24 protein-coding genes and 1 tRNA gene are annotated in these 24,290 nt (G+C 71.1%); 10 read left to right on the forward strand and 15 right to left on the reverse strand.

Going from position 1 to position 24,290, the window contains the following annotated elements; translation table 11 throughout:
• Window positions 1-70: 70 nt before the first annotated feature.
• Genes FLP23_RS10980 through FLP23_RS10995 form a run of 4 tightly spaced genes read right to left on the reverse strand, consistent with a single transcriptional unit; the run spans window position 71 to window position 4,342 of the window.
• Complete coding sequence (locus FLP23_RS10980; protein ID WP_149325898.1) at window positions 71-1,288, reverse strand: DUF6716 putative glycosyltransferase; 1,218 nt, start codon at window positions 1,286-1,288, stop codon at window positions 71-73.
• A complete protein-coding gene (locus tag FLP23_RS10985; protein WP_149325899.1) occupies window positions 1,285-2,160 on the reverse strand; it encodes an N-acetylneuraminate synthase family protein in 876 nt (291 codons plus the stop codon). The genes FLP23_RS10980 and FLP23_RS10985 overlap by 4 nt, the downstream gene beginning before the upstream one ends.
• Entirely contained in the window at window positions 2,157-3,380 is a 1,224-nt protein-coding gene (locus tag FLP23_RS10990) for an acylneuraminate cytidylyltransferase (protein ID WP_149325900.1), read from the reverse strand. The genes FLP23_RS10985 and FLP23_RS10990 overlap by 4 nt, the downstream gene beginning before the upstream one ends.
• A complete protein-coding gene (locus FLP23_RS10995) occupies window positions 3,377-4,342 on the reverse strand; it encodes a hypothetical protein (protein WP_149325901.1) in 966 nt (321 codons plus the stop codon). Before FLP23_RS10995 ends, FLP23_RS10990 begins: the two co-directional genes overlap by 4 nt.
• Before the next feature lie 206 nt (window positions 4,343-4,548).
• Between FLP23_RS10995 and FLP23_RS11000 the strand changes: the two genes are divergently transcribed.
• Together FLP23_RS11000 and FLP23_RS11005 are read left to right on the forward strand one after the other, a co-directional pair.
• A complete protein-coding gene (locus FLP23_RS11000) occupies window positions 4,549-5,412 on the forward strand; it encodes a hypothetical protein (RefSeq protein ID WP_149325902.1) in 864 nt (287 codons plus the stop codon).
• A 173-nt stretch (window positions 5,413-5,585) separates the two neighbouring features.
• Complete coding sequence (locus tag FLP23_RS11005; protein WP_149325903.1) at window positions 5,586-5,852, forward strand: PilZ domain-containing protein; 267 nt, start codon at window positions 5,586-5,588, stop codon at window positions 5,850-5,852.
• A gap of 10 nt (window positions 5,853-5,862) precedes the next feature.
• Here the strand turns inward: FLP23_RS11005 and FLP23_RS11010 are convergent, their stop codons facing one another.
• Complete coding sequence (locus tag FLP23_RS11010) at window positions 5,863-6,093, reverse strand: helix-turn-helix domain-containing protein (RefSeq protein ID WP_149325904.1); 231 nt, start codon at window positions 6,091-6,093, stop codon at window positions 5,863-5,865.
• A 143-nt stretch (window positions 6,094-6,236) separates the two neighbouring features.
• Between FLP23_RS11010 and FLP23_RS12315 the strand changes: the two genes are divergently transcribed.
• Window positions 6,237-6,752 (forward strand): hypothetical protein, encoded by a 516-nt coding sequence (locus FLP23_RS12315; protein ID WP_168200432.1) that lies wholly within the window; start codon window positions 6,237-6,239, stop codon window positions 6,750-6,752.
• On the forward strand, window positions 6,739-7,176 hold the full coding sequence (locus FLP23_RS12320; RefSeq protein WP_168200433.1) for an HNH endonuclease family protein: 438 nt from the start codon (window positions 6,739-6,741) through the stop codon (window positions 7,174-7,176). Before FLP23_RS12315 ends, FLP23_RS12320 begins: the two co-directional genes overlap by 14 nt.
• A gap of 3 nt (window positions 7,177-7,179) precedes the next feature.
• Here the strand turns inward: FLP23_RS12320 and FLP23_RS11020 are convergent, their stop codons facing one another.
• Entirely contained in the window at window positions 7,180-7,545 is a 366-nt protein-coding gene (locus tag FLP23_RS11020; RefSeq protein ID WP_149325906.1) for a type II toxin-antitoxin system PemK/MazF family toxin, read from the reverse strand.
• Window positions 7,542-7,760, reverse strand: a complete 219-nt coding sequence (locus tag FLP23_RS11025) for a ribbon-helix-helix protein, CopG family (protein WP_149325907.1) — start codon at window positions 7,758-7,760, stop codon at window positions 7,542-7,544. The genes FLP23_RS11020 and FLP23_RS11025 overlap by 4 nt, the downstream gene beginning before the upstream one ends.
• A gap of 195 nt (window positions 7,761-7,955) precedes the next feature.
• Here FLP23_RS11025 and FLP23_RS11030 point away from each other — a divergent pair, with 195 nt between their 5' ends.
• Window positions 7,956-8,414 carry an iron chaperone gene (locus tag FLP23_RS11030; RefSeq protein ID WP_149325908.1) on the forward strand — a complete coding sequence of 153 codons (459 nt, stop codon included), beginning with the start codon at window positions 7,956-7,958 and terminating at the stop codon, window positions 8,412-8,414.
• 1 nt (window position 8,415) lies between these two features.
• Here the strand turns inward: FLP23_RS11030 and FLP23_RS11035 are convergent, their stop codons facing one another.
• On the reverse strand, window positions 8,416-9,717 hold the full coding sequence (locus FLP23_RS11035; protein WP_149325909.1) for a CDP-glycerol glycerophosphotransferase family protein: 1,302 nt from the start codon (window positions 9,715-9,717) through the stop codon (window positions 8,416-8,418).
• Window positions 9,718-9,773: 56 nt separating this feature from the next.
• Between FLP23_RS11035 and FLP23_RS12520 the strand changes: the two genes are divergently transcribed.
• Complete coding sequence (locus tag FLP23_RS12520) at window positions 9,774-12,569, forward strand: CDP-glycerol glycerophosphotransferase family protein (protein WP_246139976.1); 2,796 nt, start codon at window positions 9,774-9,776, stop codon at window positions 12,567-12,569.
• Between the two features lie 21 nt (window positions 12,570-12,590).
• On the opposite strand, the gene FLP23_RS11050 is transcribed toward FLP23_RS12520, so the two are convergent.
• Window positions 12,591-13,637, reverse strand: coding sequence for a glycosyltransferase family 2 protein (locus FLP23_RS11050; protein ID WP_281290299.1), 1,047 nt, complete (start codon window positions 13,635-13,637; stop codon window positions 12,591-12,593).
• Between the two features lie 107 nt (window positions 13,638-13,744).
• Window positions 13,745-15,127: a S1C family serine protease gene (locus tag FLP23_RS11055; RefSeq protein WP_149325910.1), complete on the reverse strand. Its 1,383-nt coding sequence runs from the start codon at window positions 15,125-15,127 to the stop codon at window positions 13,745-13,747.
• A gap of 131 nt (window positions 15,128-15,258) precedes the next feature.
• Here FLP23_RS11055 and FLP23_RS11060 point away from each other — a divergent pair, with 131 nt between their 5' ends.
• The 3 genes from FLP23_RS11060 (at window position 15,259) to FLP23_RS11070 (ending at window position 17,802) form a co-directional block, all read left to right on the forward strand.
• Window positions 15,259-16,434, forward strand: coding sequence for a pyridoxal phosphate-dependent aminotransferase (locus tag FLP23_RS11060; RefSeq protein ID WP_149326296.1), 1,176 nt, complete (start codon window positions 15,259-15,261; stop codon window positions 16,432-16,434).
• Between the two features lie 82 nt (window positions 16,435-16,516).
• Window positions 16,517-17,158, forward strand: coding sequence for a TetR/AcrR family transcriptional regulator (locus FLP23_RS11065; protein ID WP_149325911.1), 642 nt, complete (start codon window positions 16,517-16,519; stop codon window positions 17,156-17,158).
• Between the two features lie 47 nt (window positions 17,159-17,205).
• Entirely contained in the window at window positions 17,206-17,802 is a 597-nt protein-coding gene (locus FLP23_RS11070) for an HdeD family acid-resistance protein (protein WP_149325912.1), read from the forward strand.
• 30 nt (window positions 17,803-17,832) lie between these two features.
• Here the strand turns inward: FLP23_RS11070 and FLP23_RS11075 are convergent, their stop codons facing one another.
• Window positions 17,833-18,651: a carbon-nitrogen hydrolase family protein gene (locus FLP23_RS11075; RefSeq protein ID WP_149325913.1), complete on the reverse strand. Its 819-nt coding sequence runs from the start codon at window positions 18,649-18,651 to the stop codon at window positions 17,833-17,835.
• Window positions 18,652-18,730: 79 nt separating this feature from the next.
• On the opposite strand from FLP23_RS11075, the gene FLP23_RS11080 reads away from it, so the two are divergent.
• Complete coding sequence (locus tag FLP23_RS11080; protein WP_149325914.1) at window positions 18,731-19,306, forward strand: hypothetical protein; 576 nt, start codon at window positions 18,731-18,733, stop codon at window positions 19,304-19,306.
• A 139-nt stretch (window positions 19,307-19,445) separates the two neighbouring features.
• Here the strand turns inward: FLP23_RS11080 and FLP23_RS11085 are convergent.
• The 4 genes from FLP23_RS11085 to FLP23_RS11100 form a co-directional block, all read right to left on the reverse strand.
• Window positions 19,446-19,519 (reverse strand) — tRNA-Met (locus FLP23_RS11085).
• 48 nt (window positions 19,520-19,567) lie between these two features.
• A complete protein-coding gene (locus tag FLP23_RS11090) occupies window positions 19,568-20,443 on the reverse strand; it encodes a carbohydrate kinase family protein (RefSeq protein ID WP_168200434.1) in 876 nt (291 codons plus the stop codon).
• Window positions 20,440-21,318, reverse strand: a complete 879-nt coding sequence (locus tag FLP23_RS11095) for a class I SAM-dependent methyltransferase (protein WP_149325916.1) — start codon at window positions 21,316-21,318, stop codon at window positions 20,440-20,442. Before FLP23_RS11095 ends, FLP23_RS11090 begins: the two co-directional genes overlap by 4 nt.
• Before the next feature lies 1 nt (window position 21,319).
• Window positions 21,320-24,205: a UPF0182 family membrane protein gene (locus FLP23_RS11100; RefSeq protein ID WP_210413858.1), complete on the reverse strand. Its 2,886-nt coding sequence runs from the start codon at window positions 24,203-24,205 to the stop codon at window positions 21,320-21,322.
• Window positions 24,206-24,290: the final 85 nt, after the last annotated feature.

Below are 24,290 nucleotides of genomic sequence, written 5' to 3' on the forward strand. Positions count from 1 at the left end.
CGCCTCCCGCAACTCAGGAGCGCGGAGCCGTGTCGCGGCGAGTCGGCACGCGCGAGCGCGATCTCCTGAGTTACGAAGTACGGGCACCGGATGCGGCGCGTCGGAGTCGGTGCCCGGCGAGCACCAGGGCACGGAGCGGCACTCCGACCACGAGCGCCGCCCGCCCGCTGAGGGACGGATCCGCCGCTCCCAAGGCGCGCTTGCGATCCCAGGCAGCGCGAGACGCTCCACCCCGCATCCGAAGCCCGGAGCGAGCGGGCAGTCGCCCGGCGCGTCGAGCCGCCACGAGCTCCTCGAGCGAGGCGGCCCAGTCCGACTCGGCGGCGTCGTGGAAGTAGTTGTCGGCCAGCCATGCGACATCCGGATCGCGGAACTCGCGAGCCACGACCGCATCCCGTCCGCCGAACAGTCCACTGCCCTCGAACACCGGGTTGATGAGCGCGGCCGTCACGCCGAAGGTGTCGATCGCGATGACCGGGATGCCCCGTGCGACGGCCTCGATGAGCGCCGTCGAGCTCACCGTGACGAGACCGGCGGCCGTGTCGAGCGCCCGGCTCATCGGCCCGTCGGAGAACACGAGGTTGTCAGGGATCGGCCCGAGCGCCGCGAGCAGCTCGGGATAGGCGTCGTCCTCGGGATGCGTGGACCGCTCCCCCGCCAGCGCACGCAGTTTCACCACCACACGATGCGCCAGATCGGCGAGCGCCGCATCGCGCAGCATCCGCGCCACCTCGACGCGATCCTCGCGTGCGCGGGGCACGACCGCCTGCGGGGCGAAGACCAGGTCGGTGCCCGACACCGGATGCTCGGTCGTGAAGGGGAGCCGTGCGAGTGCGAGCCGGTGATCCCACCCGTGCTCACGGGAAAGGGCCGTGAACTCGCGAACCTCACGATGCGAGTGCACGACCATGAGGTCGGACTGCAGGCGGAACCGCAACGCCTTCACGGTGGCCGGGATCGAGATGCCGGGGAGCCCTGAGACGATCACCGGGCACGGTCGAAGCCCCGCGACGAGACGGATGAGCACACGCGCCACCGGACCGGGCGCCGCCACGAGCACCGCATCCGGAGCGATCCCCGTGAGCAGTTCGCCCAGCTCGCGGTAGCGGACGCGCGTGCCCTGCTCGATGCCGCTGTCGCGGAGCGCGGAGCGCAACTGGGTGTCGTTGACCGTGAACTTCGACTCGATGACGAGCAACTCGCGCTGCCAGCCATCCGGAAGCGACCCGGCGAGCGCCGCGCCCCACTTCACATAGGAGTCGGAGTCCGCGACGACGACGAGCCTCACGTGGAGGTGACCCGGCGCAGCTTCGCCTGCGGCGCCAGCTCGCCGGGGAAGACGCGCTTCATGCCGTCGCCGAGGGCCTGCTCGATGATGCGGATGTCGCGCACGAGGTGCTCGAGGCCGGTGGGCTCGAGCGAGGCCGCGTGGTCGGAGCCCCACATGGTGCGGTCGAGGGTGATGTGGCGCTCCACCGCGACGGCACCGAGGGCGACCGCGGCGAGCGAGATCTGCAGGCCCCGCTCGTGGCCCGAGTAGCCGACCGGCACGCCCGGGTAGCGCGCCCGGAGCGTCGCGATGGTGCGGAGGTTGGCCTCCTCGGGCGGCAGCGGGTAGGTGGAGGTGGCGTGGAGGATCACGAGGTGGTCGCTGCCCAGGATGTCGACGGCGGCATCGATTTGCTCCAGGGTCGACATCCCGGTCGACAGGATGATCGGCTTGCCGGTCGCGGCGAGCGCGCGCAGCAGCTCGTGGTCGGTGACGCTCGCCGAGGCCACCTTGTGGGCGACCACGTTGAGGTCTTCGAGGAACGCGACCGAGGGCACATCCCACGGCGAGGCGAACCAGTCGAGCCCGCGCAGGGTGGCGTGGTCGCCGATCTCGATGTACTGCTCGCGGTCGAACTCGACCCGGTAGCGGTACTCGAGGTAGCTCATCTCGCCCCACGGCGTCTCGCGCCGCACCTCGCGCATGTGCTCGGGGGTGGAGATCTCGGGGGTGCGCTTCTGGAACTTCACGGCCTGCGCGCCGGCGTCGGCGGCCACGTCGATGAGGGCCTTCGCGATGCCGACGTCGCCGTTGTGGTTGAGGCCGATCTCGGCGATCACGTAGGCGGGGGCGTCGGGGGCGATGCGGTGCGAGCCGATGGTGACGGTCATGCGCGGGTGTCCTCTCGGGGTGGTGCGGGTCGGGATGCTGCGGGGACGCGGGTGGGCGGCTCGAGGCTCGCGAGCACGCGGTCGGCGAGCTCGCGGACCGCCCCGTCCCCGCCGGCGCGGCCGAGCACGGTGCGTGCGGCGGCGAGCACGAGCGGGTGCGCGCCGGGCGTCGCGACGGGCCAGCCGACGAGGTCGAGGCAGGCGAGATCGTTGACGTCGTTGCCGAGGTAGGCGATGCGCTCGAGCGGGATGCCGGCATCCTTCGCCCATTCGACGAGCGCCGCCGCCTTGTCGTCGAGACCGTGCCGCACCTCGACGCCGAGCTTGCGGGCGCGCGCCGCGACGACGCGGTTGCGTTCGGTCGAGAGGATCAGCAGCGGCACCCCGGCGCGGGTGAGGGCGGCGACGCCCATCCCGTCGGAGCGGTTGACGGTGACGTACTCGGTGCCGTCCTCCGACACCAGCACACGGTCGTCGGTGTGCACGCCGTCGAAGTCGGTGACGACCGCATCCACGTCGATCGGGGCGATCGGGTCGACGAGCGCGGCGAGGGCGTCGGCGTGCCGCAGCTGCTCCTCGGTGTCGATCTCGATCGCCGCGTGCTCGGCGACGATGCCCGCGGCGACCGCGCCGAAGAAACGATGCCGGGCTGCCCGGTAGCCGTCGCCGTCGAGCACGTAGAAGGCGCCCGTCTCGAGGTATTCCGGTTCGCGATCCTGGCGGCGCGGGCGATGCGCCGGGTCGTGGTTGACCCCCGAGACGCCCACGCCATCCGGCGCCTGACGCCACAGGAATCCCCACGACGGCACCGCGGAGAACACCACGTCGGCGGCGCGCGAGCGCACCCGCGCGACCGCGTCGTCGAGGTCGTCGGGGTCGATGAAGGGCGAGGTGGCTTGGATGAACACCACGACGGATGCGTCGACGCCCGCCGCGCCCAGCACCTCGAGGGCGTGATCGAGTGCCGATTCCGAGCTGGCGGTGTCGCCCGCGAGCTCGGCGGGCCGGGCGATGACCTCGGCACCGTGCGCGCGCGACAGGGCGGCGATCTCGTCGTCATCCGTCGTCACGACCACGCGGTCGATACCGTGGGCGGCACGCGCCGAGCTGACCGCCCGCACGATCAGCGGCACGCCGCCGACCGGGCGCACGTTCTTACGGGGCACCCCACGGGACCCGCCGCGCGCCGGGATGATCGCGATCACCTCGCCGCCGCTCATGCGACCCCCCGCGATCGGGGTGCCGAGAGCGCGGAGGGCGCCGTCTCGCGGATGACGCTGCCGGTGCCCGCGAGCACCAGTCGCAGGGTAGTGGCGGCGCTCGAGGCGAGGGTGTGCAGTTCGAGGGGCTCGCGGGCGCTCGCCAGCACGAGCTCGATCGGAAGCCCCGTGCGCACCACGGTGACGCCCGGGAGCGCACCCACCGCGTCGAGCAGGGCCGGGGTCTCGCGGCGGTGCGGCAGGTAGCTGAGCGGCGCGTCTTCCGCGAGCTCGCGCACCCAGCGCAGGTAGCGTTCCGCCGGAAGCAGGGCGTCGATGACGCGCGCCGAGCCCAGCGCGATGCGTGGGTGCGGCAGGCGCACGGCGGGCAGCTGCTCGCGCCGAGCGGCCTCGCGCAACCAGGTGAACTCGTCACGCACGACCGTGATCCCGGCGCGAGAGGCGGGCGCATCCGCGCCGGGGAACGAGGTGAACAGCTCGACCCGACCGTCGTGGGCGAGCCCGCGAAGGCGGTCGGCGACCAGGCCGCCCAGCAGGGTCTTGCTGCGCGATTCGAACTGGTCGGGCCGCGCGTAGGCGACCTCGCCCGCGAGGGCGAGCATGGCGTGCACCACCATCGCCCCGTCGTCGACGATCGTCACGCGACGCGGACGCGGCAGCACCGCGGCGGCCGCCCGGAACTGGCCGGAGAAGGCATCCCCGATCGCCCAATGCCTGCTGGTGGTCAGGCGCGCCCACGGGATGCCGAGGTACGGCTCGAAGCGCACGAACGGCGCCGCCATCCGGTGCAGCGCCTCGGCGGTGGCGACCACCTGCGGGTCGAGGATGCGGTAGACCACGGCGGTGCTGCGCCCGGTGCGCTGGCGGTGCCGGTGAGCCCACTCCGCCGCGGTGAGCAGTTGGAGCGGCGACTCCACCCAGGCGAGTGCGTCGAGGGCGGTGTCCGCAGCGTGGTGCGTCATGCCTCTCCTCGTCTCACCTGTGGCCGGCAATGCCGTCGCCGATCGCGACCCCCGGTGGTCGGAAGCTGGCGGCGGCACCACTCCCGGTGTCGCCGAATCGAGTGTGCGACGCGGGGGTGTTGCCTCGGGGGCCGACGGGTGAACGCGGGGCGGAGCACGGGTGAACAGCGGGGAGGATTCACGGGACGGTCGCGTAGCGTGGACGGATGCAGAACCCTCCCGATGCGACGCCGGAGCCGGGCACGGCCATCCTTCCGGGCGACCTGAGCGGGCCGCTGCCGACCGAGCCGGGCACCTCGAGCGCGACGGGTGCGCGCATCGACGCGATCCTCGACCGCATCATGTCGGTGCACCGGCCCGCGGTGCTCGCGCACCTGCGCGGCATCCGTTCACGGCATCCGGATGCCTCACCGCCCGAGGTGCTGCGCATCCTGGAGCGGCGCTACCTGACCGCCGTGACGACGAGCGGGGCCGGGGTGGGGGTGGCCGCCGCGGTGCCGGCGGTGGGAACCGGGGCGGCACTCGCGCTGTCGGGCGCCGAGACGGTGGTGTTCCTCGAGGCGACGGCGCTCTTCGCGCAGTCGGTGGCGGAGCTGCACGGGATCCCGGTGGACGACCCGGAGCGCGGGCGAGCGCTCGTGCTCGCGATGGTGATCGGGGGGCCGGCGCAGGAGCTGCTCACCCAGTTCGCCGGACAGGCCAGCGGACGCGGTCCGGTGAAGACCGAGTTCTGGGGCACCCTCATCGCCAAGAACCTGCCGCGCACAGTCGTGGCGCAGTTCATGGACCGGGTGCGCAAGGTGTACCTGCCGCGGATGATGGCGCAGGCCGGCGGCACCGTCGTCGGTCGGGTGCTGCCGTTCGGGGTGGGTGCGGTGGTCGGTGGCGCGGCGAACCAGCTGCTGGGGCGCCGCGTGGTGAAGACCGCGCGCACGGCGTTCGGTCCGCCGCCGTACGTGTTCCCCGCCTCGACGACGCCGAAGGTGGTGGCGCCGGGGCCGCGCCCGAGTCGCCGCGCCATCCGCGCGATCACGCGCGCCGAGCAGCAGCAACCCCCGCTGATCGAGTAGCCGCGCAGCCAACCACCCCCGGTGATCGAGTAGCCGCGCAGCGAACAACCCCCGCTGATCGAGTAGCCGCGCAGCGGCGTATCGAGATCCCCCCTCTCCTCCCCAAGCCCCGCATCCGTCCCCTCTCCCCCGAACCCGCGTTCGCGTCACCGGCTCCGCCTAGCGTCCGCAGCATGGAGCCGTACCGCGTCCCGTTCACCTTCGACCGCAGTCGCGCGCCCCGCTACCTCCTCGTCAACCGAGGTGCGGAGCCGCTGCGCGGCGTGAGCGCCACCCTGCACGGCGGCGGCCTCATGCCCGCCGGCCCGCCGCGTCCGCTGCGCCCCGGCGAGCACCTCGAGCTGCTCATCCGCGGAGACGATCTGGCCCGCGAGACGACCCTCGTGATCCGCTGGCTGCGCCCGAACGGCGAGGAGTACCTGTGGCGTCTCGCGTTCTGAGCGCTCGCGGCTACCGGCTCGCCCGCTCCTTCTCGCGCAGGAACTCCTGCACCGTGTAGCTCGACTTGATCGGCGGCAGATCCCCGAGCCCGAGCCCCGTCAGCAGCGCACCCGCGTCGAGCCCCATCACCCCCGCGAGCCGCACGAGCGTGTCGAGGGTGGGGTTGCCGATGCCACGCTCGATCTTGCCGTAGTTGGCGACGTTCATCCCCGCGAGGTAGGCGAGTTCCATCTGCGACACGCCGGTTTGCGACGCGCAATGCCAACTCGCGCGACTGGAAAGGGGCGACCTCGATCAAGCTGGCATTTCCCCGAGCGCGCTACGTGCACTCGTCCGGCCGTCTCAGGGGTGAGGGTCCGGACGACACGTCGAGTGCGGACGCGGTGTACGACGAGCTCTTCAACGATGTGAGCGACTACGTCGAGACCCTCCGGAAGTGCTCGACGTACTTCCGTGATCTCTTCGATCCTGCCGCTCCCTTCAGATTCGATGAGCCGTTCGCTACCCGAGCTCGCGCGCTCTCGAATGCGCTCGTCGCGTCCGGCGCCACGGCCAACTTCTGGCCCCTCATCTTTGCGACGCGACTCGAATACCCGGCGAACGGTGAGTTGTACTGCAGGGTTGTCGACCTGTGCGAACGCTTCTCCGCTCGCGTGTACGCGATCTGCGCGAATCGCCCGAACGCGGCTCGTTCCTCCCTCGGCTACCTCGCCCGCGAGCTGCACGCGGGCAAGGATCCCGACGATGTCGTGCGAGCGATCGCCGCCAAGCTCTGGCAGTTCGCGCCCGACGACCAGGTTCGCGCCAACTTCGCTCCGGGAATCAAGTGGTACATGCGGCGCAGCCACAAGTACATCCTCTTCGAGTACGAACTCGCCGCCGTCCGTGAGCCGGGGTGACCTGCCGACCTTCAGCGATTTCGCTTCAATCGGTTCGCGATCGACCGAACACATTCTTCCTCAAGACCCCGCTGAGGCGAGCCGCTGGAGGAAGGACTTCTCGGATGAGCAGCACAGGGACCTCGTTCACGGGATCGGCAACCTCGTGCTCACCCGAGACAACTCCGCGTATGGCAGGAAGGACTATGCCGACAAGCGAGGGGTCACGGGACAGGATCAACCGCGCTGCTACCTGAGTCCGACCGCACTCATCCGCGAGCGAGAGATCGGTGAGACATACGCGGAATGGACGCCCGCGAGTGTGGAGGCTCGTCGGCAGGCCATCGAGCGGTGGGCACTGAGGCGCTGGTACGTCGAGCCGCCGACGGACCAGGAGCTGGGCACGGCTGAAGGCGGCGAGGACGAAGACGCCGACGACGACTAGGCCTCACAACCCGAGATGCAGCCTCAACGCCTCGTCGACCGCGGCCATCGTCTCGCCGCGGAGCACGTTGAACGATCGCACGACGCGCGTCACATCGACGGCGCGCACCTGCTCGGGCTGCGCTTTCGACTCGATCGGCAACCCGGTGTCAGCACGCGGCAGCAGCACGTGAATCGGAAGGATCCGCTCGACGTTCGAGGTGACCGGCACCACCGTGACGACGCCGCGCTGGTGAAACAGCGCCGCGGCATTTGCGGCATCCGTGCTGACCACGACCGCGGGACGCGTCTTGCCCTGCTCCGACCCCACGGCGGGGTCGAGCAAGACAAGTACCACTGCGCCGCGGCGGACAACGAGTCCATCCGTCACGCGACACCGTCTCGGAGGACCGCGCCCCAGGCGTCTGCTTCTTCGGTGTCGCTCCACTCGAGAAAGGCATCGGCGTAGACGGCGACCAGGTCGCGATTGCGCAGCGCACGAATCGCCGCAGCGACGGCCGCGGATCGCGACGGGAACGCGCCGGATGCCGTCTCGGCGTCGAGGAACGCCAGGTCGTCGTCGCTCAGGCTGATGCTCACCTTCATACTCTGATGCTACCCCGGTACGACTTCCGTGGGACGGTGATCTCGAGACGCGTCGCCTGCGGCGGCGCTCCTCGATCACCGACACGAACAGCGGGCGCGTCTCGACACCCGCACGAGGCCGGTCAGGATCGGAGAAGACTCCCGGCCGCCCCCGCCCCTAGTCTCGACACGAGCACCCAGACGAAGGAGCACACGATGGCCGAGAAGACCCAGCGCGGCGGCGACACCTGGACCGAGGACGAGCTCGCCGCGATGAAGGAGCACGCCGCGGAGCAGAAGGCGGCGCGGAGTCGAAAGGGCACCAAGGAGGAGAAGGCGGCGGCCGAGGCGCAGGGCGTGCTCGACAAGATCGCCGAGCTCAGCGGCGACGACAAGGTGCTCGCCGAGCAGGTGCACGCCATCGTCACCGCCGCCGCCCCCGAGCTCGCACCGAAGACCTGGTACGGGATGCCCGCGTACTACAAGGACGGCAAGGTGCTGTGCTTCTTCCAGCCCGGCTCGAAGTTCAAGGCGCGCTACTCCACGCTCGGCTTCGACGAGAGCGCGCAGCTCGACGACGGCAGGCTGTGGCCGACCTCGTTCGCGCTCACCACGATCGGGCCCGAGGAGGAGGCCACGATCACGACCCTCGTGACGCGCGCCCTGGGACGGTGAACTAGTCGCCCGACTCGGGGATCGCCTCGTCGTCCTCGTCCTCGTCGAAGGGGTCCGACTCGGAGGAGCGCCGATCGAGCGCGTGCAGTTCGGCGTGCCGATCCCACTCGGCGATGAGCTGCTCGACCGCCCCGTGGAACCGCGCGGTGGCGGCGCCGGGACTCGTGTCGCCGAAGTGGTGCTCGGACCAGTACGCGAGCGCCGATCGCGCCTCCGGGTCGTTGAGTACGCGGTCGACCGCGGTCAGCACCTCGGGGGCGTCTTCCGCGAGCAGCCACTCGGCGGACCCCAGGAAGCCCGCCTCGTCGACCTCCGCGTCGGGGGATGCGGGACGCGCCACCAGGATGGGTTTGCCCACCGCGAGCCGGTCGTAGACCATCGCCGAGATGTCGGTGATGGCGACATCGGCGTCGGCGAGCTGCCAGCCGAGCTGCGGACCGTTGTCGTAGACGTGGTGCGCACTCGGGTCGGCCGTGTTCGCCGCCCCGATGGCCTCGATGATCTGCCGGTTCGCCTGGCGATACCGGCTGTCGATGACCCCCGATCGCGGATGCGGCCGGTACACGAGCCGATGATCCGGCGAGGCGAGCACGGCATCCGCGATGGCGACCCCGTGCGAGGCGATCGAGCCGTACGCCGCGGCCGGGCGGTCGCCCTCCCAGGTGGGCGCGTACAGCACGACCGTCCGGCCGTCCTTCGGGTAGGGCACCTCGCCCGCGAAATGGTCGGCCTGCGGTCGCCCGATGGGGAGCGTCTTCGCGGCGACGTCGTACGCCCACAGCTTCTTGGCGAGCCGATCCCGTGCCGCCTGCCCGGCCACCAGGGCGTAGTCGTACGCCTTGAACTGGTTGGTGGTCATGTACATCTTGTCGGACTCGCCGTGGTTGATGAACACGTGCCACATCCGGCCGTAGCGGAACATCTGGAAGTTCTTGGTGTTCTGGTTGACGTAGAACACGAGTCGCACATCGTGGCGGCCGACGAAGGCCTCGAGGTCGGTGATGCGGCGGCAGTAGACCACCGGGACGGGCGCTTCATCCATGAGGGTCATCGTGGCGCCGGGGCTGCGGGTGAGGATCACCACGGGATGCGTCGCCGCCAGCTCGGCGAGCGGCGCGTACCACTGGCGGATCTGGTACAGGTTCACCCGGGTGTCGGCGAAGTAGACCGCGATGTGCACGCCGCTCGGCTCGCCCTCGGGGTGCGAGGCCAGTCGCTCCGCGAGCTCGCGGCGGGTGGTGCGCGAGCGGAGCGCGTTGCGCAGCACCTTGCGCGCCGCCTTCAGATCGCTGACGATCCCCATCCGTGCGTCCTCCCCGTTGCGCCGCGCGCCCTCCCCATCGTGACAGAATCTGGAGCGTGGCGGCGACCTTCACCTTCGGCGCCGGCAACGCCCGCAAGCTGCTCCGCCTGCCGCTGTACGCGCTGGGCGGGCTGGCGACCCTGCTCGTGCCGCGATCGTCGCGGCAGTGGGCGTTCGGCTCGGGAATCGGTCTCGGCGAGGGGGCTCTGCCGCTCTACCGTCTGGCGCGCGAACGCCTGCCCGAGCGCACCCGGCTGGTGTGGCTCGCGACGACGGATGCGGAGCTCGGCGCCGCGACGGCGCTCGGGCTGGATGCGGTCGCCAAGCACAGCGCCCGCGGTTTCTGGCTGACCCTGCGCTCCCGCGTGCTCGTCGTGACGCACGGCTTCGGGGACGTGAACCGCTACGCGACGCGCGGCGCCTTCTTCGTGCAGCTGTGGCACGGCATCCCGCTCAAGAAGCTGCACCTCGACTCCCCCGCGACGCTGCGCATCCGCGGCGTGCCCGACCACCGCCTCGTCCGTGCGGTGCTGCGCCGCGCGTACCGCTTCGCCGGCCGCGGGATCGATCTGTTCCCGGTCGCATCCGAGCTCGTCGCGCCGCGCATCGCGTCGGCGTTCGGGGTGCATCCGGAGCGGATCGTGCCCCTCGGCGACATCCGCGACGATGTGCTGCTCGCGCCCCCGGCCTCGGAGGCGCGGAGCGCGGGGCGCCGGCTGCTCGCTGCCGCGTCGGGCGCGGTCGACGACGGCACCCGCGTGATCCTTTACGCGCCCACCTGGCGCGACGGCGCGACCGACCCGGGCGTCCCGACCGTCGAGGAGTGGGCGATGCTGGCCCGCTGGCTGGAGGCGCGCGATGCGGTGCTGCTCGTGCGGGCGCACCCGCTCGGGCTGGGCGACTACGCGGCGGGACCCGCCGTCTCCGACCGCATCCGGATGCTCGGCAGCGACCGGCTCGTGGACGTCACCCCGGTGCTCGCGGGCGTCGACGCCCTCGTCACCGACTACTCGTCGATCGCCTACGACTACGCGCTCACCGGCGGCCCCATCGTCTTCCTCGCCCCCGATGTGGAGCTGTACGCGCGCAAACGCGGTCTGTACGAGAACTACCGCGTGTTCAGCGACGACCGGCACGTGACCACCTGGCAGCACGTGCTCGAGCACCTCGACGAGGTCGGCACCGGCAGCGAACTGGGGGCACGGATCGCACGGCACACCGTGTGGCTGCGCGAGGAGCATTTCGACACCCTGGACGGTCGCGCGGCCGAGCGCGTGCTGCGCGAGATCCTCGCCCGAACCGGCGGCGGCGATGCGACCGCCCCGACGCCGGGGGCCGACCCGGGTGCGCCCGACGGGATCCGGCGTGCCCGGGTCACGCAGCTCGCCTTCGCGGAGGTCGACGGCGTTCCCGCGCTGCAGGTGACCGTCGAGGCGCCGGGCCGCGAGACGACGACCGTTCGACTCGAGGGCGCCCGGGCGCGCGTCGAGGCCCCCGCCGCGCCGAACGGTGTCCGGGATGCCCGACTGCCGCTGCTCGTGGAGCGCTGGGGAGCTGCCGGGCTCGCGCTGCCGTCCGGCGCATACCGGCTGACCCTCGGCGGCGCGGTTGCCACCAGCCGTCTCGTCGTGGATGCCGCGCTGCCTCCGCGGTTCACGCATCCGCTCTTCCACGCGCAGCTGCGCGCGGTCGGCGGCGGGCTCGAACTCACCGTGTCGGCGCCGCTCGCCGACGACGAACGGGGTCGGACGGCGCAGCGTCGCCTCGAGCGCGCCTACCGCCGCGAGCGCCCGCAGCCCGAGAACGCGGTGTTCCTGGAGAGCTTCTACGGGCAGAGCGCCTCCTGCAACCCGGCCGGCATCGCCGAGGTGCTGCGGCGCTCACGGCCCGAGGTGACCCGGTACTGGAGCGTCGTCGACGGCTCGGTGGCGATCCCCGACGGCGACCGCCGCCTCATCGAGGGCAGCCGCGAGTGGTGGCGGGTCCGCGGTTCGGCGCGCGTGCTCGTCGTCAACGACTGGCTGCGCAAGCGCTACCGCAAGCGCCCCCACCAGCACGTGCTGCAGACCTGGCACGGCACGATGCTCAAACGCCTCGCGCTCGACCGCGTCTCCCCCGGGCTGCGCACGCGCCTCGCGGTGCGTCGCGAGAGCGGGCGCTGGGATGCGCTCCTGGCGCAGAACGCCTACTCGGCGAAGGTGTTCCGCTCGGCCTACGCCTTCACGCGCGGCACCTGGGACGAGGGCTACCCGCGCAACGATCGACTCGCCATGGGCGCCGACACCGAACGAATCCGCGCCGCGGTCGGCATCCCGGCGGGTGCGCGCGTCGTCCTCTACGCCCCCACCTGGCGCGACGACCGCACCGAGATGGTCGACTACCTCGATCTGACGAGCTTCGCCCAGAGCCTCGGCCCCGACCATGTGCTGCTCGTGCGGGGGCATTCGCGCACCCTCCGCTACGGTCGCGATCTCGAGGCGGAGCGCCTCGTCGACGTCACCGGCTACCCCGACGTGTCCGACCTCCTGCAGCTCGCCGACGTGCTCGTCACCGACTACTCCTCGGTCATGTTCGACTTCGCGTCCACCGGGCGGCCGGTGATCTTCTTCACCCCCGACCTCGCCCACTACAGCTCGGACCTGCGCGGGTTCTACTTCGATCTGCTCGCCGAGGCACCCGGCCCGGTGGTCCGCACGCGCGAGGAGCTGCTCGACGCCATCGCCGACATCGAGGTAACGCGCGAGCGCTACCGGCAGCAGGCGTCGCGCTGGCGGGAGCGCTTCACGCCGCTCGACGACGGGCACGCGGGCGAGCGCGTCGTGCAGCGGATGGTGGACGCCGGCTGGCTGTGACGCCGACCGCGGGGAGGCCGCTCAGGACTCGGTGCGCGAGGTGTCGACCGCGTCCCGCGCCCCGCGCGTCGCACCGACGAGGAAGCCGAGCCCCCAGCTCAGGTGCATGACGGCGAGCACGAGCGCGAAACGGATGCGGTCGGCAAGCGACCCCGTCGAGGTCGCGGCGGCGACCACGAGCAGCGCCAGGTAGGCGATCGGACCGAGGTAGGCGAGAGCGAGCACCCACGCGATCCAGCCGCCGATGAGTCCCGTCGCGAGCAACGGCGTCAGCACGGCGCACAGCGCGAGATCGACCACGAGCGCGGGGGGCGCGAAGTACCTCAAGGAGTTGCGCGCCCCCAGGCGTCGCACGAGCTCCCCGCGCCACACCCCGGTCGCCCAGAACTGGCGGCCGAGCGCACCCCAGCTCGACCGCGGCCAGTACTTCACCCGCAGCGCGGGATCGAGCCACACCACGTGGCCCGCCTGGCGCAGGCGGAAGTTGAGCTCCCAGTCCTCCCCGCGGCGCAGTGTCTCGTCGTAGCCGCCGATCGAGCGCAGCAGCGCCGTGTCCATGACCCCGAGATAGGCGGACTCGGCCGGCCCCTCTTTGGCCTGCTCGCTGTGGTAGCTGCCGCCGCCCAGCCCGAACCGGCTGTTGTAGGCGTGGGCGACCGCCGCCTGCACGCCAGGGCGTCCCGCCGCCGCCATGACCCCGCCGACGCTCGCCGCCCCGGTGCGCGCAAGGGTCTCGACGGCGCGCGCGGTGTACCCCTCGCCGAGCTCGGTGTGCGCGTCGACCCGCACGATCACGGGGTGGCTCGCGGCGGCGATCGCGAGGTTCAGCCCGATCGGGATGTCCATCCCCGGATTGTCGATCACCCGGATGCGCGGGTCGCGGGCGACGAGTCCCGCGACGACCTCGGGGGTGCCGTCCGTCGAGGGGCCGAGCGCGAGCAGCACCTCGACGGGTCCGTCGTAGCGCTGGGCGAAGATCGAGGCGACGGCGGCCTCGATGTAGGCCACCTCGTTGAGCACCGGCATCACATAGGAGACGCCCGGATGGTGCTCCGGCGTCTGCGCCACTGTGCCCTCCCGATCCGCTCGCTGAGCGTCCGGACGAGCCTAGCAACGCGGGACGGAAGGTGGCGGCGACACCGCGAGGGCGCCGCCGCCACCCGGAGGTGCTGCGCTCAGAGCGTCAGTTCGCCGAGGGTCACCTTCACGGTCGCGCTGTCGCCGCCGCGCTGGTAGACGAGCTCGGTGCTGGATCCCGCAGCGAGCGCGCGCACCTGCGCGGTGATGTCGGTGCTGCTCGTGATCGGCACGCCGCCCAGCTCGGTGATGACGTCGCCCTTCTTGAGGCCCGCCTTCTCGGCCGCGCCCCCCGAGACGATCTCCTCGATGAGCGCGCCCACCACATCCGAGTCGGCCGAGGTCGCGGTGCTGACGCTCGCGCCGAGCAGACCGTGGGTGGCTTCGCCGTTGTCGATGATCTCCTGCGAGACCCGCTTCGCGAGGGTGGACGGGATCGAGAATCCGACCCCGATCGAGCCGCTCTGGCCTTGCCCGGTGGAGCCCGTCGAGGCGATCGCGACGTTGATGCCGACCAGTCGCCCCTCGGAGTCGAGCAGGGCGCCGCCCGAGTTTCCGGGGTTGATCGCCGCATCGGTCTGGATGACGGGGAGCGAGATGGTCGCGCTCGCGGGGTTCGACTGCTGCCGGCTCTCGCCCTGCCCCTGGTCGAAGTTCCAGAAGTCGAAGGGGCCCTGGCCGCCGTTCTGCTCCTGGTCCGGGGTCTGGTCGTCGTCGCCGTGGTCGGGGACGGCGGAGGAGGCGATCTGGATGCTGCGGTTGAGGGCGCTCACGATGCCGTCGGTGACGGTGTTGGAGAGCCCGAGCGGCGCACCGATGGCGATGACCTGGTCGCCCACGTCGAGCTTCGAAGAGTCGCCCCACTCGATGGGCGTGAGGCCGGAGGCATCCTTCAGCTTGAGCACCGCGAGGTCGACGATGGGGTCGAGGCCCACGACGGTGGCCGAATAGATGTGGCCGTCGGCGGTCGTGACCTCGATGGTGCCCTCGTCCGAGGCGCCGTCGAGGGTGGCGACGTGGGTGTTGGTGAGCACGTAGCCGTCCTCGCTCAGGATGACCCCGGAACCGGTTCCGCCCTCCTGGCCGGCGTTCACCGAGATGGTGACGACCGAACGGGATGCCTTCGCCGCGACGGCGGTCACGACGTCGACCTTGTCGGGGTTGTTGACCGTGATCGTCTGCGGCGAGGGGGCGGCGCTCTCCGAGGAGGACGGCGTCTGGCTCGCGAGAGCCCACGCGGTGACTCCCGCGCCGGCCCCTCCCCCGAGGAGGGCCGCCACGACCGCGGCCGCGATGACCGGCACGGCGAGCGAGCGCTGGCGGGGCGCGGTGGAGACCGGCTGGGGGGCTGCCGCGAAGCTCGGCGGGATCGGCTCGGTCTGCGCGAAGGGCGACGCGGCCGGGGGCGGAGGCACGGGCGGCAGCGCCGCGGTCTCGGGCTCTGGGGGGGTGATGTTGGCTGACGACTCGTTCTCGGACATCGGTGGTGCTCCTTTCACGCGACGCCAGAGTCCACCGTGAAGCTGGACGATCCATAGGTCGGCCCTGGGAGCCTACTTGGCCCCGTTTGTGTTCTGGCCGATAGCGTAAGCGGGTGACCGAAGCTCCCTGGATGCGCGCCGCCCGCGGGGCGCTGCTGCTGGATGCGCAGGGGGCTCCGCGTCCCACGATCTTCGCCGAGATGTCGGCGCTCGCCACCGCCACGGGGGCGATCAACCTGGGCCAGGGCTTCCCCGACGAGGACGGCCCGGCCGCGGTGCTGGAGGCCGCCCGTGCGGCCATCGCGGACGGCGTCAACCAGTATCCGCCCGGGCTCGGGATGCCGGTGCTGCGCGAGGCGATCGCGCGCCACCAGAAGCGCTTCTTCGGGCTCGAGGTGGACCCGGATCGCGAGGTGCTCGTCACGGCCGGCGCCACGGAGGCGCTCGCCGCCGCCCTGCTCGCCTTCGTGGGGCCCGGCGACGAGGTGGTGACCCTCGAGCCCGTCTACGACTCCTACGCCGCGATCATCGCCCTCGCCGGGGCGCGTCATGTGACCGTGCCGTTGAGCGCCCCCGACTTCCTGCCCGACCCGGAGGCGCTGCGTGCGGCCGTCACCGACCGCACCCGGGTGATCCTGCTCAACAGCCCCCACAATCCGACGGGCGTCGTGCTCGACGCCGCCTTCCTCGACCTGGCGATCGAGCTCGCCCACCGGCACGATGCGCTCGTGGTGACCGATGAGGTCTACGAGCACCTCGTGTTCGACGGCGTGCAGCATGTGCCCGCCGCGAGCCGGCCGGGTGCCCGCGGACGCGTCGTGTCGATCTCGAGCGCCGGGAAGACCTTCTCGACCACCGGTTGGAAGATCGGCTGGCTCACCGCGACCCCCGAGCTGCGGGATGCGGTGCTCGCCGTGAAGCAGTTCCTCACCTATGTCAACGGCGCCCCGTTCCAGCCCGCGATCGCCGTCGGCCTCGATCTCCCCGACAGCTACTTCGCGGGCGCGGCCGCCGCGCTGCAGGCCAAGCGCGACCTGCTGAGCGAGGGGCTCCGGGCGGCTGGCCTCACGGTGAGCCGGCCGAGCGGCTCGTACTTCGTGATCGCGGACGCGGCGTCCCTCGGCGTCGACGACGCGGACGCCTTCTGCCGCAGCCTGCCGGAGCGCGCCGGCGTCGTGGGCATTCCCCTCACGGCATTCGTGCATCCCGACCGCCGCGCGCCGTACCGGTCTCTCGTGCGCTTCGCCTTCTGCAAACGCACCGAGGTGCTCACCGAGGCGGCCGAGCGGCTCGCCGCCCTGCGCTGACCGCTGATCCCCCGAAAAGGGTGCACAGACCGGTATGCGGTGAGCACTACGCTGTGCGAAGACCACCTCTCAGATCGGCACCATGGAACCCACCCCCATCGCCGAGCAGATCCTGGACACCTCCGCCGAGATCGTCATCGGCGATGGCGTGGAAGCGCTCGGATTCGGCAGCATCGCCGAGCGCCTGGGCATCAGCCCGCGCGACGTCTCCGACGTATTCCCCGTGTTCGAGGAGCTGTTCGCCACCCTCCTCACCCGTGAGACCGGCGAGCTCGCCCGCATCATCGCCGACAACGTCGAGCGCGATCCGCGCGGCGGTCTGCCCTCGCGCATCTTCGGCTACGCGCTCGCCGCCGTCTACGAGCACCCGCTCGCCCGGGCGCTCTACCTGAGCGACCCGGCGGGACTCAACCGCATCATGCGGGCGATCGACGGGGTGAGCGCGGTGCCCGACCTCACCATCCATCCGGGACTGCTCCCGGCGTTGCAGGAAGCGGGGATGGTGCGGGCCGACGTCGACCCGACGGCGATCGCCGCGGTCATCTCGACGCTCGGCTCCGGGATCTCGATGACGGCCCCCGGACAGCTGCTCGACGCGGTCTCGAGCGGACTCGTGCTCATGCTCGAACGCGGCGTCGACGCCGAGGTCGAGGACACCACGCCCGGCAAGACGGTGTTCTTCGCGTTCGCGGAGTCTCTGGCCGTCGACCCGCTGCCTCGCTAGGCTCGGCCCCGACGGGGGAAACCTCGCCGGAACCGAGGGGATGCACCATGTCGAACGACGCCGTCGCCGTGAGCAGTTTCATCAAGTCGATCTGGTGGCTCGTGCTGCTGCGCGGGGTGCTGCTGGTCGTTCTCGGCATCCTCGCCTTCATCTGGCCGGTCGCCACCGCGGGAGCCGTGTTCTGGGTGTTCGGCATCTACGCGATCGCCGACGGCATCACCGAGATCGTGCACGCCTTCGCCACCCGCAAGACGGATCGGCGATGGGGATGGCTGCTCGTCATCGGCATCCTGGGCGTGCTCGCCGGCATCGCCCTGCTCGTGTTCCCCTTCGCGATCGGGGCGCTCACGCTGCTCATCCTGCTGTGGTTCGTCGTGTTCTGGGCCATCGTGAACGGCATCATGGGCATCCCGGCCGCCGCCGCGCTCGCCGGTGGCGCGGCCAAGACGATGGCGATCGTGTTCTCGCTGCTGTCGATCGTGTTCGGCGTGCTGCTGGCGATCCTGCTGTGGACGACGCCCGGCAATGCGCTCGTGTGGCTCATCTACGTTCTGGGCGCCTACGCGGTGCTCGCGGGCATCGTGCTGGTGGTGCTCGCCTTCCAGGCGCGCTCCGCCGCGAACGCGGTGCTCGCTACTCGCTGATCGAGTGCCGCCGAAGGCGGTGTATCGAGATCACCGCGCCTCCACCCGGAACCGCCGCAGTTCGAGCGCGGGGTTCACCCGCCGCACCTGGCGCAGGCGCGCGGGCGAGATCCAGGCGACAGCGGCATCCGTCGCCTCGCCGATCGTGACGAGTTCGACGCCCATCGGGTCGACGATCATGCTGTTGCCCGCCCCGACGGGGGGCGCCTGGTCGGCTGCCGCCACGAAGACGGTGTTCTCGATGGCACGCGCGGTGACGAGCGTGCGCCACGCCGACTCCTTGAGCGGCCCGCGCACCCACTCGCTCGGCAGCAGCACGAGCTCCACGCCCGCGTCCACGAGCCGGCGGGTGACCTCGGGGAAGCGCACGTCGTAACAGGTCTGGATGCCGATCGTGAAGCCGCCCGCGGCGAAGGTGTGCGGGGCCTCGATCGCGCCGCCGACGATCCAGTCCGACTCCCGCTGCCCGAAGGCGTCGTAGAGGTGGATCTTGCGGTAGTGGGCGACGAGCTCGCCGTCGGGGGCGAGGGCGACGATCGTGTTGGCGGCGCGCTCCGGCTCCCCCGGCACGATCTCGAGCATCCCGGCCACGAGGTGGATGCCGAGCTCGACGGCGATCTCGGCGAGACCGCGCACGAAGGGACCGTGCAGCGTCTGGGCGGCTTCCACCCAGTCGGGGCCCATCGTGGGCGTGAAGTACGACGAGTACTCGGGGAACACCACGAGCATGGCGCCGCGGGAGGCCGCGTCGACGGCCAGGCGGGAGATCTCTTCCAGATTGGCCGTGGTGTCGTCGCTCGGGGCGAACTGAGCGACCGCCACGGCGAACGGGGCGTCCTCGCTGTTCATAACCGAAGCCTAAACGTGACCTCGCTCGGCTACCATCGTGAAGACCTCTCACCCCCGCCCCGAGAGATCGAGGTGCACCGTGTCCCCCCTGCCCACGTCTCGCCGGCCGATCATCCGCCGTGCCGGAGCCGCGCTGCTCGTCGTCGCCCTCGGCACGACGCTCGCCGCCTGCGGCCTCGCGCAGCAGGAGTCGCCCCCCGAGCTCGACCCGACGGTGAGCCAGGAGCCGCGCGATCTTCCCTCGGCGTCGCCGAGCGCATCGCCGTCGGAGGATCCGGCCGCCGATTCCTTGACGGACGACGACATCACCAACATCGAGGAGGCCATCTCGAGCGGCAACACGGCCGCGATCGAGGGCTACCTCGCCGACCCTACGCGCGTGCTGATCGCGGCGAGCGAAGCCGACGACCTCTTCTCCCCCGTGGATGCGGTGCTTTCACTCGACTACGTGCAACCGGGGCTCGGCACCTGGGATTTCGCCCTGCCGCCCGACACGGTCGACCGCTACCGGACGAGCCAGTACTACGGCGAGTTCTTCCCCGACGACGTCATCGTCGGCCGCTCGGACGACAACGCGATCGTCGCGTTCTCGCCCGAGGGCGGCACGATCGACACGATCTTCATGTCGGCGAACGAGGAGTTCCTGTTCTACTGAGCCGTCCCGCGAGCCGCATCCGCTCGATCGGGGATGAGGCGCTTCCCCCCTGTCGATCAGCTCGCGCTCGGCGTCCTCGCGGCAGAGTGCTCGCCCGGGAATGCAGAAGGGCCGCCCTTCCGGGCGGCCCTTCGTTTCGTTGCGGGGACAGGATTTGAACCTGCGACCTCTGGGTTATGAGCCCAGCGAGCTACCGAGCTGCTCCACCCCGCGGCACAAGGAGTAAGCCTAGCACGGGATCGGAGCGCACGCCGACACGGGTTACTCGGGGAGCCGCAGCAGGGCGCCGGGATGCGCGATCGTCGCGGCGGCGATCGCCATGCAGCGCTCGAGGACGGCAGGCCAGTTCATCCCGTCGATTCCCGCGACCGCGATCGCGGCGAGGGCCGTCGCGAAAACCGAGTCGCCCGCCCCCATCGTGTCGACGACCGCGGATGCCGCGGTCGGCCGCGACCACGAGGAGTCGCCGTCGACGAGCACGACCCCGTGCTCGCCGCGCGTCACGAGCAGCCGCGGGAACACTCCCCCGAGGCGGGGCATCGTCTGCACGGCATCCGTGCCGTAGAGCAGCCGGGTGTCGTCGTCGCCGACCTTGAGGAGGGCGGTGGCGGCGCCGAAACGTTCGAGACCCCCGCGGTACGCCTCGCGATCGTGCAGCAGTCCGGGGCGCGGGTTCGGGTCGACCGCGACCACCGCGGACGAGGCGCCGACGGCGTCCTCCAGCAGCCCCAGCTGCTCGGGCACGTCGAAGGGGAAGCCGCTCACCGCCACGAGCGCGGCGTCCGCGATGGCGGCCCGCTGCGCCTCATCGAAGGCGAGTGAACGCGCCACCATCGACTCGCTGAACGCGTAGCGCGGCTCGCCACCGACCCGCTCGGAGCGGGCGATCCCGGTTCCGGCGGCCGTGATCGTGGGGACGATCAGCACCCCGTGCGCGGCGAGGTGCTCCCGGATGAGCGCGCCGTCGGCGTCGTCACCCACCATCGCCACGAGCGTCGCGGGAACCCCGAGCACCGAGAGCCCGACCGCCACGTTGAGCGCCGAACCCCCGACGATCCGCGTCGTGCCGGAGGGGTCGACGAGCTCGTCGATGAGGGCGTCGCCGATGACGACGACGCGCGCCGGTGCGTCGTTCACGACGCCGTGCGGGTCGCCCCGAGCGAGAAGCCGAGCGGCATCCACCGCTGTGCGGGCCAGCCCCAGAGGCCCGGCTCGACTTCGACGAGCGCCTGGAACATGCGCCACGGGGTGCGGTCGTGCTCGTGGAAGAAGTCGAGGCGCAGGCCGGCGTCGAGCAGCGCGGTGAGCACCTCCGAGGTGGGGTGCGCCCACTCCCAGGTGACCGTGTTCTCGAGCACCGCGTCGCCATCCGCGTAGTCGCCCTGCTCGTCGAGCACCTCCGGGCGCCCGTCGGAGAAGTACGGGTAGCGCAGCTGGGGCAGCCCCTCCCCCGACTCCGGGTCGTCGAGCGACCAGGCGGCCGGATGGCTGTCGGCGAAGTACAGTCGACCGCCGGGCTTCAGGAACCAGGCGATGATGCGCGCCCACTCGGCAACATCCGGCAACCAGGTGATGGTGCCCCACGTCGTGTAGACGATGTCGAAGCCCTCCGGGTCGGGCAGCGCGTGGCGGGCGTCGTAGAGGTTCGCGTGCACGAAGCGGGCCCGCCCGGTGAGCCCGAGCTCGGCGGCCTCCGCCCGGGCCTGCTCGATCGCCGGCCAGGAGAAGTCGAGCCCGACCACCTCGGCACCGCGCTGGGCGAGCACGAGGGTGTCACCCCCGAAGTGGCACTGCAGGTGCAGCACCCGCAGTCCCGACCAGCCGTCCGGCGCGTAGTCGGCGAGCTCGGCTTCCTCGGCCGGGGTCGACAGTCGGCCACGGCCGTCGCGGAGGGCCGTGTGGTCGTACATCGGGCTCGCCACGTGAAGCGGCACGACCTCGTCCCAGCGGGCGCGATTGCGCTCGAGCCATTCCCCCTCGCGGAGGCTCACCGGTTCGGGCGCGTCGACCATCTCAGCCGGTGATGTCGATCGCGCGCTCGATGGCGTCCTGCATGCGCTGGTCGGCCTGCGCCGCCGCGACGAGGTCGCCGTCCTGGTAGGCCTTGGTGCGGTCGGCGAGCGCCTTCTGGTAGTCGGCGAGCGCCTTCGCGAGCGCGACCTCGTCGAGGCTCGACCCCTCGGTGCCGCCGTCGCCCGGCGCCGTGCCGGGGTCGACACCCGGATCGCTGCCGTCGCCCTCCGCATCGGTGTCGCCGGCGTCGGCACCCGAGTCGCCGCCGAACAGCACGTCGAGCGCCTCGTCGAGGGTGTCCTCGAAGGCCACCTGGTCGCCGAACGCCACGAGCACCTTGCGCAGCAGCGGGTAGCTGGTCTCACCCGTGGACTGCACGTACACGGGCTGCACGTAGAGCAGGCCGCCGCCGACCGGCAGGGTCAGCAGGTTGCCGCGCTTGACCTGGGTCGACCCGCGTTCGAGCAGCGCGATCTGGTTCGCCACCTCGGTGTCGGTGTTGAAGGAGTTCTGCACCTGTCCGGGTCCGGGGACGGTGTCCTGCTTCGGCAGCGTCAGCAGCGTCAGCTTTCCGTAGTCCTTGCCCGGGTCGGCGTTCGCCGTGAGGTAGCCGGTGAGCACGCTCTGGTTGTCGGAGCTGGTCTGCGACTTCGGGATGTAGGTCGAGTAGATCGTGAACGCGGGCTTGTCCGATCCCGGCACCTGCATCGTCAGGTAATACGGCGGCTGCGCCTTCGCCGAGCCGGAGGCCTGGGTCGGGTCGAGCGGGGTCGCCCACGCGTCGTCGCCCGAGTAGAACGAGCCCGCCTCGGTCACGTGGTAGGTCTGCAGGATCGCGCGCTGCAGCTTGAACAGGTCGGCCGGGTAGCGCACGTGGGCGGTGAGCTCGGGGCTCATCGCGGAGGCCGGCTCGATCGTCGACGGGAAGATCTTCTGCCAGGTCTTGAGGATCGGGTCTTCGGTGTCCCACGCGTAAAGGTGCACCGATCCGTCGTAGGCGTCGACCGTGGCCTTCACCGAGTTGCGGATGTAGTTGACGTCGTCGAGCGGGTAGTCCGGCGTCGGAGTGTAGGTGTCGGCGATCGTCGACGACAGCTGCTGCACGCTCGAGTACGGGTAGTCGGCGGTCGTCGTGTAGCCGTCGACGATCCACACCACGCGCCCGTCGACGACGGCCGGGTAGGTGTCGGAGTCGAGGGTGAGGTACGGCGCGACCTTCTTGACGCGGTCGAGCGGTTTGCGGTCGTAGAGGATCTGCGAGTGGTCGGTGACGGCGTCCGACAGCAACAGGTCGGCCGACTGGAACTTGATCGCGTAGGCGAGCTTCTTGACGACGTTGTCGAGCACCGGCCCGCCGTCGCCGTCGAAGGTGAAGTCGGCGTTCGCCTCGCTGTCCTCGCCGCCCTGCGGGTAGTCGAACTCGATGGGGGCGGAGCCTTCTGCGGCGCCCACGATCGAGTACGCGGGCGAGTTCTCGCCGAAGTACACGCGCGGCTGGAAGTCGCCGAGCTCACCCGTCGACGGGATCCCGGACTCGAGGAACTCGGGCTGCCCGTCGACGGTGCGCTTGTTGCCGTAGGCGGCCACCACGCCGAAGCCGTGCGTGTAGACGAGCGTGTTGTTGTACCAGCTCTGGTTGCTCTGGCCCGACTGCTTGAGCTCGCGCACCGCGATCACGGTGTCCTGGGTGGTGTCGCCGATCCTGTACCGGTCGACGTCGAGGTGGGTCTGGAATTGGTAGTACTGCTTCACCCGCTCGAGCTGCGAGAAGGTCTGGCTGACGAGCGCGGGGTCGAGGATGCGGATGTTGGCGGTCGTCTGCGCATCTTCGCGCAACGCGCCCGGCGACGCGGTCGTCACGGCGTCGTAGGGCCGCACGTCGATGTCGTCGAGACCGTAGGCCGTGCGCGTGGCGTCGATGCCGCGCTCGATGTACTGCGCCTCGACGCTCTTGGCGTTCGGAACCACCGTGAGGCGCTGCACGATCGCCGGGTAGACGGTGCCGATGATGAGGCTCGACACGATGAGCAGGCCGGTGCCGATGAGCGGCAGGCGCCAGCGGCCGACGGCGGCCGTCACGATGAAGAGCACCGCGACGAGCACCGCGATACCGGCGAGGATCGCGCGGCCCGGGATCCCGGCGTTGACATCCGTGTAGGCGGCGCCCGTGAAGATCCCGTTGTCGTCGACGAGGGTTGCGAACTGGTCGAGCCAGATGCTGACCGCCTGCAGCGCGATGTAGACCGCCGCCGTGACGGCGATCTGGATGCGCGCGGCGCGCGAGATCCGCACCTCGCGGCCGTTGATGCGGATGCCGCCGTACAGGTAGTGGGTGGCGACCGCGGCGAGGAAGGAGATGAGCACGATCGCCGAGGCGTAGGCGACGATGCCGCGGTAGAACGGCAGCTCGTACACGTAGAACGACACGTCGAGGCCGAACTGCGGGTCGACCTGGCCGAAGGAGGTGCGGTTGAAGAACTGGACGGCGACCGACCAGCGCGCGGCCGTCGACACGCCCACGAAGATGCCGATGAGCACCGGCAGCCCGATCATGGCGAGGCGGCGCAGCGGTTCGATGACCTGCTGGTAGCGGTCGAGCTGCGAGTTGAGCTTCTGGTAGAGCGGCCGCGAGCGGAAGGCGAGGAAGATGCTCAGCCACAGCACGAGCCCGGTGGCGACGAAGCCCACGAGGAACATCGCGACGACCGCGTACCACTGCGTCGTGAGCACCGGCAGGAAGCCGAGCTGGTCATACCAGAGCACGTCGGTGAACAGGTTGCTGAACACGAGGAAGCCGATCACGAGGACGGCGAGGATCGCGATGACGATCGCGACGGTGCTGCGGCCTCGAGAACGGACGTCGGGGCTGGCGCTGGCGGATGACACGGGTTGCACTCCTGCGGGTCAGCGGGGGCAAGGGCGACCCCGGCGGCTCCCCATCATCCTAGGGGCGGGCTCCTGAGCAGGCTCT

Origin of the sequence: Protaetiibacter larvae, assembly GCF_008365275.1 — a bacterium.
In the GTDB taxonomy this organism is placed as follows: Bacteria; Actinomycetota; Actinomycetes; order Actinomycetales; family Microbacteriaceae; genus Homoserinibacter; species Homoserinibacter larvae.